Annotated in this window: 11 protein-coding genes; 4 read left to right on the top strand and 7 right to left on the bottom strand. The window is 64.0% G+C overall.

Annotation, left to right across the window (positions count from 1 at the left end; genetic code table 11):
• Positions 1–41: 41 nt before the first annotated feature.
• The 3 genes from ypfJ to HF989_RS02430 are packed head-to-tail and all read left to right on the top strand — an operon-like array spanning position 42 to position 3,197.
• Positions 42–974, top strand: a complete 933-nt coding sequence (gene ypfJ, locus HF989_RS02440) for a KPN_02809 family neutral zinc metallopeptidase (protein ID WP_168683772.1) — start codon at positions 42–44, stop codon at positions 972–974.
• 51 nt (positions 975–1,025) lie between these two features.
• Positions 1,026–1,748, top strand: a complete 723-nt coding sequence (locus tag HF989_RS02435) for a hypothetical protein (protein ID WP_168683771.1) — start codon at positions 1,026–1,028, stop codon at positions 1,746–1,748.
• A 54-nt stretch (positions 1,749–1,802) separates the two neighbouring features.
• Complete coding sequence (locus HF989_RS02430) at positions 1,803–3,197, top strand: L-serine ammonia-lyase (protein ID WP_168683770.1); 1,395 nt, start codon at positions 1,803–1,805, stop codon at positions 3,195–3,197.
• A 6-nt stretch (positions 3,198–3,203) separates the two neighbouring features.
• Here HF989_RS02430 and hisS read toward each other — a convergent pair whose 3' ends face one another.
• Both hisS and HF989_RS02420 read right to left on the bottom strand, forming a co-directional pair.
• The gene (gene hisS / locus HF989_RS02425; RefSeq protein WP_168683769.1) at positions 3,204–4,484 is read right to left on the bottom strand and encodes a histidine--tRNA ligase; all 1,281 of its coding nucleotides are present in this window, start codon (positions 4,482–4,484) and stop codon (positions 3,204–3,206) included.
• 37 nt (positions 4,485–4,521) lie between these two features.
• Entirely contained in the window at positions 4,522–5,157 is a 636-nt protein-coding gene (locus tag HF989_RS02420; RefSeq protein ID WP_210728933.1) for an MBL fold metallo-hydrolase, read from the bottom strand.
• A 103-nt stretch (positions 5,158–5,260) separates the two neighbouring features.
• Here HF989_RS02420 and HF989_RS02415 point away from each other — a divergent pair, with 103 nt between their 5' ends.
• A complete protein-coding gene (locus HF989_RS02415; protein WP_168683767.1) occupies positions 5,261–6,205 on the top strand; it encodes a peptidylprolyl isomerase in 945 nt (314 codons plus the stop codon).
• A 71-nt stretch (positions 6,206–6,276) separates the two neighbouring features.
• Here HF989_RS02415 and HF989_RS02410 read toward each other — a convergent pair whose 3' ends face one another.
• The 5 genes from HF989_RS02410 to secF form a co-directional block, all read right to left on the bottom strand.
• Positions 6,277–8,346 (bottom strand): 5'-nucleotidase C-terminal domain-containing protein, encoded by a 2,070-nt coding sequence (locus tag HF989_RS02410; protein ID WP_168683766.1) that lies wholly within the window; start codon positions 8,344–8,346, stop codon positions 6,277–6,279.
• A gap of 180 nt (positions 8,347–8,526) precedes the next feature.
• Positions 8,527–10,803 carry a RelA/SpoT family protein gene (locus tag HF989_RS02405; RefSeq protein WP_168683765.1) on the bottom strand — a complete coding sequence of 759 codons (2,277 nt, stop codon included), beginning with the start codon at positions 10,801–10,803 and terminating at the stop codon, positions 8,527–8,529.
• A gap of 48 nt (positions 10,804–10,851) precedes the next feature.
• Entirely contained in the window at positions 10,852–11,427 is a 576-nt protein-coding gene (locus HF989_RS02400) for an adenine phosphoribosyltransferase (RefSeq protein ID WP_168683764.1), read from the bottom strand.
• 16 nt (positions 11,428–11,443) lie between these two features.
• Positions 11,444–13,063 carry an ABC transporter substrate-binding protein gene (locus HF989_RS02395; protein ID WP_168683763.1) on the bottom strand — a complete coding sequence of 540 codons (1,620 nt, stop codon included), beginning with the start codon at positions 13,061–13,063 and terminating at the stop codon, positions 11,444–11,446.
• Between the two features lie 14 nt (positions 13,064–13,077).
• Entirely contained in the window at positions 13,078–14,226 is a 1,149-nt protein-coding gene (secF, locus tag HF989_RS02390) for a protein translocase subunit SecF (RefSeq protein ID WP_168683762.1), read from the bottom strand.
• Positions 14,227–14,228 lie beyond the last annotated feature (2 nt).

Genomic DNA, 14,228 nt, shown 5'->3' with positions numbered 1-14,228 from the left:
CTACCCCGCGCGTGCACGCGTGATTTGGCACAATTCTGTGCATGACTTTCAGAGGCGATTACGCACAAGGCCAGGGTGGCAACGTCAGCACAAGCTCGGGCTCTGGCCAAGGCGGCGGTGGCGGCCTGCCATCGGGCGCCATGATGCTACTGCCGCTGCTACTTCGCGGTGGCGGTGGCGGTGCTGTGATTGTGGTGCTGCTGGCGTTGCTGTACTTCAGCGGCGCGTTCAACGGGATACTCGGTGGCGAAGACAGCTCCCAGACCCAGTCGCAGTCCCAGGGCAACTACACGTTGGAACACTGCCAAGAGCCGGGTTCTTCGAACAAGTATGACGACTGCCGCGCAGCAGCAACGTGGGGTTCCCTGAATACCATCTGGGAGCAGGTCTTGCCGGCGCAGTCCGACACCCAGTTCACCGAGCCGAACATGACCATTTTTAAGAACGACGTGAACACCGGCTGCGGCTTTGCAAGCGCCGACACCGGTCCGTTCTACTGCCCGCGCGACACCACCGCGTACCTCGACGTGAGCTTCTTCGACGACCTCGGCAGGCTCGGCGGCTCCAACGGCCCGCTGGCGCAGGAGTACGCCACCGCGCACGAGTACGGCCACCACATCCAGAACTTGGAGGGCACGCTCGGATTGAGCGACTACAAGAACCCGGGCCAGGATTCCGCTGCTGTCGCTCTGGAGCTGCAGGCGGACTGCTACGCGGGTATCTGGGCGCACCACGCCTCCCGGGGCGAGAACGCGTCGCTTGAGCCCATTTCTGACGAGCAGCTGCAGCAGGCACTGCAAACGGCACAGTCCATCGGCGACGACAACATTCAGCGCCGCTCCGGCGGCCAGGTTGACCCAGATGCGTGGACCCACGGCTCGTCCGAGCAGCGCATGGAGGCGTTTAAGTCCGGGTATGAATCCGGCGCAATGTCCGCGTGCGACACCCTCAACCGCGGCGTGTACAAGAGCTAGCCTTTAATTTTCGCCCTTTTGCTGCAACGGCACGGCGCTACAGTGGCCGGCATGAGCAATGCCGATACCAACCGCGCCGTGCCGTTTCTTGCTGCGTTTAACGCAATAGAACGGTTTCTCCGGGATGCGCTGGGGGCGAAAAAGTCGGACTCGTTTTCATGGCTGGCCCGGTTGGCGGCGAGGCAGGGAGTGCTGACGTTGCAGCAGTCCGAGACGCTGCAGGAGTTTGCGGAGCTCCGTAACGCGATTAGCCACGGCGAGTACGAGGACCTGCGGCCAATTGCGGAGCCCCTGCCGGAGACGGTTGCGCAGATTGAGCGGTTGCGCGACACGCTGCTGGCCCCCACGGCGGCGCTCGCGATCGTTGAGCACCAGCAGGTGGTCAGCTTCTCCCTCGACGACGACATACGAGAGCCCCTCGGCATCGTCGCCTCGAAGGGGCTCGCGCAATTTCCCATCTACGACGGTGGCGAGTGCGTCGGGCTTCTCACCACGAACGCCATCGCGCGCTGGGTCGCGGCCGAGCTACGCGACGACGGCACCATTTCAACCGGGACTGTCGCGGACGTGCTCGCCCACAGCGGCAAGCTGGATCAGCCGATTTTCCTCCGGCGCACCGTGACAGCCGCCGCTGCCGTCGAGGCGCTGAGCACCCCGCTACCGTCGGGCGCGGTACCCCGTCTCGCGATCATCACGGAGCACGGCAAATCCACGCAAAAGCCCATCTCGGTGCTCGGAGCCACCGACATCCCCGCTCTCGCGCAAGCGATATGAGCTTGCGCTTTGCGACGGGCTCTGCGGAGACCGCAGTCCGGTATCATCCACGGCATGTCAGCAAACTTCGTCAGCGTCGTCGACCTGTTCAGCATCGGCATCGGCCCCTCATCGTCCCACACGGTCGGGCCGATGCGCGCGTCTATCGCCCTCATCGACAAGCTTGATACCTACCCCGCGAAGGTGGCTGTCGAGCTGCGGGGTTCCCTGGCTGCTACCGGTGTCGGGCACGGCACCGACCGCGCCGCGCTGCTCGGCCTGGTCGGCTACACCCCCACCACCACGTCCGCGGACATTGCGCCAAAGCCTGGTGAGCCCATCCCGGCAACCGGCACGATCTCCGGCCCCGCTGGAACTGTGGAGTACGAGCTGAGGTTCGATCCGGCGCCGGTGGCGGCGCACCCCAATTGCATCATCTTCGATGCATGGGATGAAAACGGTGGCATTCTGGCCGAGCGGGAGGATTTCTACTCCGTCGGCGGCGGCTTCATCTTGGACCGCTGGGAGATGGAGGAACACCGAGACGAATCCGGCGTCGCCTCCGCCCGCGAGATCGCATCCGTGCCCTATCCCTTTGACACCGGGGCTGAGCTGATGCAACGTTGCGCGGAAACCGGCATGAGCATCGCGGAGATCATGCGGGAAAACGAAGAGTCGATCCACGGCCGCGACAAGCTCAACGCGCACCTCGACGCCGTGTGGGACGTGATGCAAGAGTGTGTCGCCCACGGCATGAAGACGGAGGGGGTGCTGCCCGGCGGCTTGAACGTCAGGCGCCGGGCAAACCGCCTGCACCGTCTCCTCACCGCCGAATACGAGGCCTCCACCGCCCGCGGCCTAGATGCGATGGAGTGGGTGAACCTGTACGCGCTCGCGGTCAACGAGGAAAACGCCGCTCACGGGCAAGTTGTCACCGCGCCGACCAACGGTGCCGCCGGCATCATCCCCTCGGTTATGCACTACTGCCGCGACTTCACCGATGACTTCACGGCAGAACGGGCCCGCGAGTTCCTCCTCACTGCCGGAGCCATCGGCTCGATCATCAAAACCAATGCGTCGATCTCCGGCGCCGAGGTGGGCTGCCAGGGCGAGGTCGGGTCCGCGTCATCCATGGCGGCTGCGGGCATGTGCGCCGTGCTCAACGGCACACCCCAGCAGGTGGAGAACGCCGCGGAGATCGCGCTCGAACACAATCTGGGCCTGACCTGCGACCCAGTCGGCGGCCTTGTCCAGGTGCCCTGCATCGAGCGCAATGCCATCGGCGGGGTTAAGGCGATTAACGCAGCCCGCCTGGCCAAGCTCGGCGACGGCACCAATATTGTCACTCTCGACGACGTTGTGGAGACAATGGCCGCAACCGGCCGCGACATGATGACGCAGTACAAGGAGACCTCCATGGGCGGTCTCGCCGTGCAGCTCGGTCTCCCGGTGAACATCACCGAGTGCTGAGTGCGCCTAGCGCACCGCCCGGATAACCGCCTCAGCGTCGAGTGCTACCGATTCCTGCGCGTGATCGGCGAGGTTCTTCACCGCAACCTCCCCGGCCTCCAGCTCCCGCTCCCCTAGCACCAGGGCGAATTTCGCCCCGGCGCGGTCGGCACCCTTCATCGAGCCCTTCAGGCCGCGCTGCCCGTAGGACATGTCGGCCGAGACGCCTGCGGCGCGGAGCTCGTCGATAAGCTTGCTCATTGTCGTCCTCGCGTCGTCGCCGATGGCGATGCCGAACACGTCGACGCGGCTGTCGGCGCCCTCCAGCTCAACGCCTTCGGCTTCGAGGGCGAGCACAGCGCGGTCCACGCCGAGACCGTAACCGATGCCGGACAGGTCGGGTCCGCCAATCTGAGCCATCAGACCGTCGTAGCGGCCGCCCCCGCCGATGCCGGATTGGGCGCCGAGGCCGTCGTGGACGAACTCGAAGGTGGTCTTGGTGTAGTAATCCAGCCCACGCACCATGCGCGGATTGATCTCATACGGTACGCCGAAGCTGTCGAGCGCTGAGGTCACGGCCTCGAAGTGCGCGCGGCACTCGTCGCAAAGGAAGTCCAGCATGAGCGGTGCATCGGCGGTCATCGCTTTGACCTCCTCGCGCTTGTCGTCCAGCACGCGCAGTGGGTTGATCTCCGCGCGTTGGCGGGTTTCCTCGTCGAGTGGCAGGTCGAACAGGAACTGCTGCAGCTTCTCGCGGTACGCCGGGCGGCATTGCTTGTCGCCCAAGCTAGTCAGCTCGAGGCGGAAACCGGTGAGCCCGATAGCGCGGTAACTACGGTCGGCCAACGCAATGACCTCCGCATCCAGCAACGGGTCATCCATGCCGATTGCCTCCACCCCCACCTGCTGGAGCTGGCGGTAGCGTCCGGCCTGCGGGCGCTCGTAGCGGAAGAACGGGCCGTAGTAGTTCAACTTCACCGGAAGATAGCCGCGGTCCATGTTGTGCTCGATAAACGCGCGCATCACGCCCGCGGTGCCCTCTGGGCGAAGGGTGACAGAACGACCGCCACGGTCCTCGAAGGTGTACATCTCTTTGCTCACCACGTCCGTGGACTCGCCGACGCCGCGGGCGAACAACGCAGTGTCCTCGAAGACGGGCAGCTCGATGTGCTGGTAACCGGCAACCCGGGCTTGGCGCGCGAACTCGTCGCGGACGCGGATAAACGCCGCGGATTCCGGCGGCACGTAGTCCGGCACACCCTTCGGGGCGGAAAGCTTCTGAAAGTGGTCCTTCTGGTTCTCGCTCACAGGGGGCAAGTCTAGTGCAGCGCTACCGCCTCCCGCGTTAGCGTCCTGCGTTGGCTTTGCGCAGGAAAGGGTTGGTGGCGCGCTCGTGCTCTACCGTCGTCGCCGCGCCGTGGCCGGGCAAAACCTGCAGCTCGGCAGCGAGCTCCCACACCGGCCCACGGAGGCTTTCGCGCATCTGCGCCGGATCCGAATCCGGCAGGTCCGTGCGTCCGATCGACCCGCGGAATAGCACGTCGCCAGAAAACACTACCCCGTCGCCGACCAGCATTACGCAGCCAGGCGAGTGCCCCGGCGCGTGCACCACCCGCAGCTGCAGACCCGCCACCGTCAGCACCTGCCCGTCCGCTAACGGTGTTGGGTTGTCGATGGGTTGCATGCCGGAGGCGTCGTGAAGCTCGCGCGCCTGCTCACTGACGCCGTCGCCGCGCAGCAGCATGAACGCGTCCGCCGGGTGCACAAACGTCTCCACGCCGAAGGCGGCCGCATCGCGGATGTGGTCGATGTGGCCGTGGGTGAGCACCACGGCTTCAACCGTGAAACCCTTTTCGTCGGCAAGCCGCGCCACAACATCGTGGGCGCCCAGGCCCGGGTCGATCACAATCGCGCGATCACCGTTAGCAACCACGTAGCAGTTAGTCTGAAACGGTCCAGCGGCGAAACCGGTGATTCTCATGCCGGCCACTATATCCCGCCTGCTAGGCTGACTAGCCGTTCATGGGCGGTCGCGTATCGACGGCAGCTCCGCCCACCCCAACGACACGGCGAGGTGAAGCCCAGTGGCATCGAACGAGCAGCGCGGCAAGGAAGCGTTGTCCAACCTGGAGCGCGAACTGGAGTCGCGCGACCGGAAAGAGAAGGCCCGCCCCTGGTCTGTCGCGGCCATCTCTGCGGCCGTCATCGCCCTCATTGGCGGCGGCATCTATTTCGCCGCTACCAACGACAGCGACGACGACATGGCCGCGTCGGAAACTACCGCTGAGTCGGAGGCGGCTGAAGAGAACGCATTCGATGCCTCCCAGTACGAGCCGATTGCCACGCAGCGCGCGCAGGCCTTGCCGGCAAGCGTGAGCTGCACCTACAACGAGGACGGGGACGGTGGCACGGGAATGCCTCCCGCCGACGACGTCTCCGCCGAGGGCACTGTCACGGTGGAGCTGGAGACGAACCAGGGCCCGATCGGTATGGAGCTGGACCGCGCCGCCTCACCGTGCACGGTCAACGCCATTGAGTACCTGGCTCAGGAGGGCTTTTACAACGACACGGTGTGCCACCGCCTGACCACCGGTGACGGCCTGAAGGTGCTGCAGTGCGGTGACCCGGACGGCACCGGCGCTGGCGGCCCGGGCTTCCAGTTCGCCAACGAGCTGCCCACTGACCAGGCGCTCGACACCGTCGACCTGTCCGAGGCCGGTGTGCCCGAGGGCGCCTCCGAGGAAGAACGGCGGCAGACGAAGGCGATGATGCTGCAGCAGACCGGCCAGCCGCAGCGCTACGACCGCGGCACTATCGCGATGGCGAACGCGGGGCTGGACACCAACGGCTCCCAGTTCTTCCTCAACTACGGCGATTCCGTGTTGCCTCCCCTCTACACCTACTTCGGCCAGATCGACGACGAGGGCCTTGCCACCTTGGACGCGATCGCTGAGGCCGGCGTTGAAGGCGGCGCGCAGGATGGGGCTCCGGCAGAGGACGTCCGTATTGAGAAAGCAACGGTGAAGTAGTCCGCCGGCGAGCTCGCGCAACCGCGCCGCCGCTTCCAGGGGAGGAAGCGGCGGCGTTGTTATTGATCCGTCTACCTAGGGTTAATGCGTGCGATCGGGCCGAGCACCGCGTCGATCTCGAACGCGAACACGAGCGGGAGGATGAGTGCCAGAACTGCAGCGATCACACCGAGGATGATGCCGAGGCGTGCATCGGTGGCCTTTCCTGTAGGCGAACCGGTCTCACCCTCACCGTCGACGGTCACCGGCAGCGACACGTTGGTACCCGCGTCGGTGGTGATATTCAGGGTCTGCTCGCCAGAGACACCAGCCGGGATATCCAGCTCGACCGTCGCGCGGCCCTGCTCACCGAGGCCCTTGTCGGCGCCGGTCACTTCGTTGTCGACTTCCGCCGTCGCCTCGGTCTCGCCCAGCTTGGCGGTGACGGTAGTGGCCTTCGGCTCGCCCTCGGAGGAGTAACTCAGGGAGGTCAGCGTAATGGTGTTCTTTTGGCCGGCCTTCAGGCCACCCTCCGGGAGCACCACGCCGACGTCCTTCTGACCGGCGCGGACCTTGGCTTCACCGGATTGCAAATAGTCCACGAAGGCCTGGAGGTCGTTGTAGCCGACGTCGTTGCGGTTACGGACCTCGTTTTCGTTGATCAGGGCGTCGCCGCCGTCGAGCAAGAAGGTCGACGCCGCGACGGTGTAGTCCTCATTCGGGTCCACAGACTCGCCGTTGATCTTGATGTCGAGGATTCGGTTGCCGCGCTCTGCATTCGGATTGTAGGTGTACGACACGTTGTCGGACAGGCCCATGTCCAGGCGCGGGCGGCCGGACTTCTCCGCGGCTTCCTCGGTCCGCCACTGGTTCTCCAGGGCTTCCTTAATCGCGGCACCTGAGAGGGTCGCAACGGCGATATTGTTACCGAACGGCTGGACTGCTGCCGCTTGTTCGTAGGTCACCTCGCCCTGTGCAAGATCATCGCGGACACCGCCAGCGTTCATGACACCGAAATCGATCTCGGTACCTAGGAAGTCGGAAAGTGCGGCGACGGCGGACTGGGCCAGCATGTTGTTCGCGGTGGACTCGGTGCCACGGTTTGACCCCGGCGTGTCGTCGGGGTTAGAGCCACGCTTGAAGTCTGCATCGATGGTGGCGACAACCTTCTGGCCCAATTCTGTGGCATTTTCATCGGCCTCCGCGACAATCGCCTCAACCTTCGGATCCGGGGTGATGCCGAGCTCTTGTAGCTGGGACGCGTCGATCTGCCGGCCCGCAACCTTCACGAGCTCGTCCTTCGCCTTGTCATAGGTGAAAGCAATATCGGTGACGACCTTGCCGTACTCGTGGGACTGCGCGTAGGGCACCGTGCCGTCAGGGTTGAGCTCTAGACGCCTGATGTGGTCGTCGCCGCCGAAGGCAAAGTCCACGTATTCCGGGTTGAGCTTCGCCGCGCTTGTGTCCGCCGGGTCGTGGATGAGCGCGATGACCAAGTCGGCCTCGCTGCTTTCCTTGAGCTTCTTCGCCTCAATGTTGACCTGCTCGGCAGAGTCGGTGAACTCCACGCCTGCAACGTTGGCCGGGCTGGACTTTTGCGGGGTCAGGTTGGAGGTGGTGCCGACGAGGGCGACCTTCACACCTTTCTTTTCCACGATGGTGTAGGGCTGCACCGGCTGCTTGCCAGCCACGAAGATGTTGGCGCCGAGCTGCTTATCGTCCGTGCCAGGGACGATGCGGTTGATGAGATCCTCGTAGCCCTTGTCGAACTCGTGGTTGCCCACGGCGGAACCGTCGGTGCCCATGGCGTTCAGGAAGTCCATCGTGTACTTGTCGTCGGAGATGAATGAGATGAACGCGGAGCCGCCCTGGTTGTCCCCGGAGGACGTGACAATCGTGTTCGGGTTCTGCTGGCGCAGGTAGTTCATGATGCCCGCGACGTTGGCCGCTCCCATCTCATCGCCGGCTTTCCATACCGGTTCTCCCGTCGTTTTATCCTCAGACGGGTTCGCCTTCAGCCGGCCGTGAAAGTCGGTGATGTTGGCGACGTTGATGGTGACCTGGTCGGCCTCGGCTGCGGCGGCGAACGGGGTTGCGGTGAGCACCACTGCGGTCGTCGTGGTTGCGGCGATCAGGGCGCCGGCGCGGCGGAAGTGGAACACGGGAACTCCTTTGGCTTCGTGCGGATGTCCCTCACTTGTAGCCTGCGTACCCCGTTTTCGCAGAGTGAAACGAGTGCGCTGCAAGTGTTCCGCTGGGGAAATAACCCCGCGTACATCAAAATTTCACCCTCCGTTCACCTGCGCCGCCGCGAGGTTGAAGGAGGGTGCCTAAGACCGCCGCTAGGCTGTGACGCGGTAGACGTCGAAAACGCCCTCGATGTTGCGGATCTGGTTCATGATCGAACCCAGCTGTTTGATGTCAGAGACTTCGATGGTTAACCGGATGGTCGCAATGCGATCCTGACCCGCCTGCGAGGACATCGCCAAGATCGGGAGTTTCGCCTCGGAGAGCACACCCGTGGTTTCCGTGAGCAGGCCGTTCCGGTCCAGTGCCTCGAGCTGGATTGTGGCGCGCGACGCGCTTCTAGACGATCGCTGGTTCGCCCACCCCACGTCCACCAAACGCTCCGGTTCCTCGTTGAGCTTGGACGCGTTTGTGCAGTCGGCGCGGTGGACAGAGACTCCCCCGCCGCGTGTGACAAAGCCGAAGATCGCGTCGCCAGGCACCGGCTGGCAGCACTTCGCTAGCTTGGCCATGACATCGGGGCTGCCCTCTACCAAGATGGCGGGCCCGTCTCCGCTCGTCTGCGGGCGCACAAGGGCGGACATCGGGGTGCGGGCAGTCAGCGCGTCTACAGCGTCGTCGTCGCCGCCGAACATGTCCATGAGCAAGTGCGCCACATGCTGCGTGGAAACGTTGCCGGCGCCGATGGCGGTGTAAAGCGCGTCCACATCCTGGTAGTGCAACCGGGTCGCCACCTGGCGCATGGAGTCATTTGTGAACAACCGGTGCATCGGCAGCCCGCCCCGCTGCACCTCAGCGGCGAGTGCGTCGCGGCCAGCTTCGAGCTGCTCCTCGCGGCGTTCTTTGGCAAACCACTGGCGGATCTTCGCCTTCGCACGGGGCGAGACCACGAAGTCCTGCCAGTCACGCGACGGGCCGGCGCTCTGGTCCTTCGATGTGAAGATCTCCACCCGGTCGCCATTTTGTAGCTCGGTTTCCAGGGTGACCAGTTTGCCGTTCACCTTGGCACCGATGCAGCGGTGGCCCACCTCGGTGTGCACGGCGTACGCGAAATCCACTGGCGTCGAACCCGCAGGCAAATCCACCACATCGCCCTTGGGCGTGAAGGCGAAAATTTGCTGGCTGGTCAGGTCGTAGCGCAGTGAGTCCAAGAACTCGTTCGGGTCCGCGGCCTCCTTTTGCCAGTCCAGCAGCTGGCGCATCCACGCCATCTGGTCCACCTCGGCCTGGTCCCCCTTGTGGGAGCCCTTCGTTTCCTTGTACCGCCAGTGGGCCGCTACGCCGAACTCAGCGTTGTAGTGCATCTCGTGGGTGCGCACCTGCACCTCGAGCGGGCGACCAGTAGAGGTCATCACGGTGGTGTGCAGCGATTGATACACGCCGAAACGGGGCTTTGAGATGTAGTCCTTGAAGCGACCCGGCATGACGGAGTACAGCGAGTGCACCACGCCGATCGCGGCGTAGCAGTCGTTGACCGTATCCACCAACACACGAATGCCAACGAGGTCAAAGATTTCGTTGAAGTCGTGGCCGCGCACCGCCATCTTTTGGTAGATGGACCAGTAGTGCTTTGGCCGGCCCATCACCTCCGCCTCAATGCCGTTTGCGGAAAGTTCACGCTGCAGCACATCGGTGATCTCACGCAGGGCGCGGTCTCTCGAGGGCGCGTGGTCGGCCACCATGCGGACGATCTCTTCGTATTTTTTCGGCTGCAGGATCGCAAACGCTAAGTCTTCCAGCTCCCACTTCACGCTCGCCATACCGAGGCGGTGCGCCAGCGGGGCGATCACGTCGAGGGTCTCCTGCGCCTTCTTCGCCTGCTTTTCCGGCGGGAGGAAGCGCATCGTGCGCATGTTGTGCAGGCGGTCCGCGACCTTAATCACCAGCACTCGCGGATCCTCCGCCATCGCCACGATCATTTTGCGGATCGTTTCGGCCTCCGCTGCCGCGCCGAGCGCGACCTTGTCCAGCTTGGTCACGCCGTCGACCAGCTTGGCCACTTCAGGGCCGAAGTCGCGGGTGAGGTCGTCTAGCGAGTAGTCGGTGTCCTCCACCGTGTCGTGCAGCAACGCCGCCACCAACGTAGTGGTGTCCATGCCGATTTCGGCGCAGATCGTGGCCACAGCGAGGGGGTGGGTGATGTACGGATCGCCCGATTTGCGCAACACGCCCTCGTGCAAGCGCTCCGCGGTGAGGTACGCGCGGTCGAGGAGCTCCGCGTCCGCCTTGGGGTGAAACTTCCGGTGCAGCGACAAAAGCGGGTCGAGCACCGGGTTGATCCTGGAGCGGCCGTTGCCGGTCAGCGAACGTGCCAGACGGGCTGACATACTGCGCACCGAGGGACCCGTTTTCTTCACCGGCTTGTCGGTCATTTCAAGGCTCCGATCACAGGGACTACTCCAACGGATAGAGCAGTAATTCTACGCTGCGTCCGGGTGCTCTTCGGTCAGCACCACCAGCGGAGCGTCCCCAAGCTTTTCGCGTCCCCCCAGGCCTTCCACCTCAAGGACAACGACGTATCCAGCAACGCTGCCGCCGGCGCGTTCGATGAGGTTGCGCGCCGCGACGAGGGTGCCGCCGGTGGCCAGCACATCGTCGACGAGCACGACGCGCTTGCCGGTGACGTCCACGCCGTCCGCTGGAATCTCCAACGCAGCCGTGCTGTACTCGGTGGTGTATTCCTGCGTAATCACCGGCGGCGGCAGCTTGCCCTTCTTCCGGATGGCGAGGATGCCCATACCCAGCTCGTACGCTACGGCCGAACCAAGCAGGAACCCGCGTGCGTCAAGACCGCCGACGAGATCGGCGCCGAGTTTGCGGCTCGCTGTAGCCATCTCAGCGATGACGATGTTCAACGCCGCAGGGTCCGCCAGCACGGGCGTGAGATCTTCAAAAAGCACGCCCTCCTCGGGGAAATCGGGGACCTTGCGAATTTTGTCATTCAGCGCGGCGCGGGCGGTGGCATAACGGTTGCCGTCGATAGGTGTGGGGGCCATGAGCTGCGTTCTCCTGTTATTTCTCGGCCGAAATGTCCGTGGAAAGTTGCCACCGGTCCATGTTCCAGCCGATGCCGGCGAGACCTGTGAACGGCACCACGTTACGCACTGCGCCGTCCACAGCGAAGGTTCGGGGCTGGGCCGCAAGAGGAATGGAGGGCAACTCCTCCCACAAATACCCTTCTTGGGCGCGCAGAGCAGCAAGGTCTTGGGCCCGGTTGTTTGCCGCGGGGTACTCGCGCATCGGGTCTTCAGCGTGCAAGATCACGTCCGCCGCACCCTCTGTCCACGTTTCGTTGCCCCACTCGTCGTACTCCGCGCGGGGAAGGTCCGCGAGCGTCTTTCCGCCCTCGGTGACGTCGATAACGCTGATGCCCGCCGGTTCACAGCTGCGACGGATCGAGTCGACCATCGCCGCAAACCGTGCGCTCGGGTACGGGTAGCCGATGCGTACTTCGGACCCCGAAAGCGCCGACGCCGCGTCAATGTCCACGTCGAGTTGCGGCTCCACTACGCTGGCCACGCGCTCTGCCAGCGGGTCCGAGTGCTGCAGCACGTGCAGCGGCGCGACGGGCACGTCTACTCCAGCGTGGTCGCTGGATGCCTTCGCGACGGCTCGCGGGTCCACACACTTGGCAAAAGCTTGCCGGTTCTCCGGAACCGCCCACATGCCCACCTCGGGGAAGGTCAGCGCCTCCGTCAGCTCGCCTACCTGGGTGTCTACATCCAACCGGTTGCCTTCGGCGTTGACATCGTGCCAGGCCGGGTCCGGCTCACGTAGGTCGCCGATTCGCAGTGCTTCCGCCTCAGCGAGCTCGGCGGAGTCGGCTCTGCCGGGCCACACCACCATTTCCCCCGTCTGCGGGGCGACGCCGTAGTAATACTCGTTCGCCACAAGGGTCACTTCCCCGCTCTCCCCAACCTCGGAGATCTGGAAGGGGCCAAAAGACACTTGCAGGTCAGGGTCGAAGTGCTCCAGGCTAAACCCGTTTTTCCACACTTCAGCGATCGGTGAAAGGCGCGAGAAATCGTCGGAAAGCAGATCGGCGTCGAGGTCGTCGACGCTCTTGCCTAGCTTGTTGGCAACTGCATGCGCGGGCAGCACAGTGCCCGCCTCAAACAATCCACGCCAACGCGCGCCGCGACTTTCCTTGAACGTCAGGGTGAATTCCTTCGAACCCGTCGTGCACGACAGGTCCTCGGTGTCGTCGAACAGCGGCATGCGGGAGCCAAACAAGCCCGGGTACTGCCCCGCTGTGAACGTAAGCAGGTAGTCCGAACAGGTCACCGGCGTGCCGTCAGAGAAAACTGCGCTGTCGGACAAGGTGTACACAACCTTGCGCTGGTCTCCCGGGAGTACACGGGTGGTCACCAAATCCGTGTTCGGGATCATTTGGCCGCTCGGGCCCGGAACATACACGCCCGGGTATAGGCGAACCGACAGCTGCTGGGAGAGATCGCTCGCCCCTTCCAGGGTGCCGGCGTTTGTCGTCCGCAGTTCACTGAGCACTTGGTACCCGAACAGCTTCTTTGCCTGCTCGCCTTCGTCTTCCTGGGCCCCGCACGCAACTAGCGCCGCTGAGCCCACCACCACTGCGGCGGTCGCAGCTAAAGCTCGCTTCACTCGTCCAATCATGGTTCAGACACCACCTACCGGGTTGTAGGACGCCAGGTTGCGGAGTGCGCGGAGCCCTCTGCGCGGGTGCTGCCCGAGCGACGCATCGGTGCTTCAACCTGGCGTTTGTGTTGCCCCGCATCTTCCAACTGAGCGGTCTCATCGTCGACGCTCCCGCGCGAACGGTAGCGTTCCACCTCGGCGTTGTGCTCTTTGTACTTCTTCTTCCGGTTGACCAGGCTCACCAGCAAAGGAGTGGCCAGGAAGAGGGAGGAGAAAATGCCCTCGATCACACCGATAAGCTGAATGAGGGCGAGGTCCCGTAACGTGCCCACGCCAAGCATCCACACCGCCACGACCATGAGCGCGACAATCGGCAGCGCGGAGATCACGGAGGTGGAGATGGAACGCACAACGGTTTGGTTGACGGCCAGGTTCGCCTCCTCGGCGTACGTGGAACGGCGCGAATCCAGCACACCCGAGGTGTTTTCGCGCACTTTGTCAAACACGATCACGGTGTCGTACAGCGAAAATGTGAGCACCGTGAGCAAACCGATGATCATCGCCGGGGTGACTTCGAGCCCGAAGAGCGCGTAGATGCCCAGAATCAGCACCGCGTCGACGATCAGCGCGGCCATGGCGGCAGCGGCCATTTCTCGCTGCAGACGCACCGCAACATAGACCGCTGCCGCCACGAGGAACGCGGCCATCGCAAGCAGCATGCGGTTGGTGATGGTGGAGCCCCAAGATTCAGACACCGTGGAGTCGCCGATCGCATCAGCGCTCGGTTCACCGTTATAATACGTGATCTGGTACTCGTCGAAGATGGCCTGGCGGGCAGCGTCGATCTGCTCCTGCGTGAGGTGCTCGGAGTTAATCTCCAGCACGCGGGAGTCGCCCGATCCCACAATCTGCGTCAGCTCCGGGGTCACGCCCGTCGCATCCGTGAACGTTTCCTCAACCTGCTCCGTCGCGAGCTCGCCCGCGGGCATCGTCATCTTAGTGCCGCCCTCGAAGTCGATGCCGAGGTTGAACCCTCGCAGCAGCATCGCCAACAGCGAGATCACCACTAGGGCCAACGTGATGCCGTACCAGAGCTTCCTGCGGCCGACGAAGTCAACGGACCCGGTGCCGTCGTAAAGCGTCTCCGCGGAGCGCTTCGCAGTTGCGTTCGTGCTCGACATGT

It is taken from the genome of Corynebacterium mucifaciens (genome assembly GCF_012396315.1).
In the GTDB taxonomy this organism is placed as follows: Bacteria; Actinomycetota; Actinomycetes; order Mycobacteriales; family Mycobacteriaceae; genus Corynebacterium; species Corynebacterium mucifaciens.
This window is presented reverse-complemented; position numbering and strand designations above follow the sequence as displayed.

Bases quoted from the DNA above. Each gene is read 5' to 3' on its own strand.
- ypfJ (WP_168683772.1), top strand. From the start codon at position 42: ATGACTTTCAGAGGCGATTACGCACAAGGCCAGGGTGGCAACGTCAGC.
- HF989_RS02420 (WP_210728933.1), bottom strand. From the start codon at position 5,157: ATGAGAATCACCGGTTTCGCCGCTGGACCGTTTCAGACTAACTGCTAC.
- HF989_RS02395 (WP_168683763.1), bottom strand. From the start codon at position 13,063: ATGATTGGACGAGTGAAGCGAGCTTTAGCTGCGACCGCCGCAGTGGTG.
- secF (WP_168683762.1), bottom strand. From the start codon at position 14,226: ATGTCGAGCACGAACGCAACTGCGAAGCGCTCCGCGGAGACGCTTTAC.
- HF989_RS02435 (WP_168683771.1), top strand. From the start codon at position 1,026: ATGAGCAATGCCGATACCAACCGCGCCGTGCCGTTTCTTGCTGCGTTT.
- HF989_RS02405 (WP_168683765.1), bottom strand. From the start codon at position 10,803: ATGACCGACAAGCCGGTGAAGAAAACGGGTCCCTCGGTGCGCAGTATG.
- HF989_RS02400 (WP_168683764.1), bottom strand. From the start codon at position 11,427: ATGGCCCCCACACCTATCGACGGCAACCGTTATGCCACCGCCCGCGCC.
- HF989_RS02430 (WP_168683770.1), top strand. From the start codon at position 1,803: ATGTCAGCAAACTTCGTCAGCGTCGTCGACCTGTTCAGCATCGGCATC.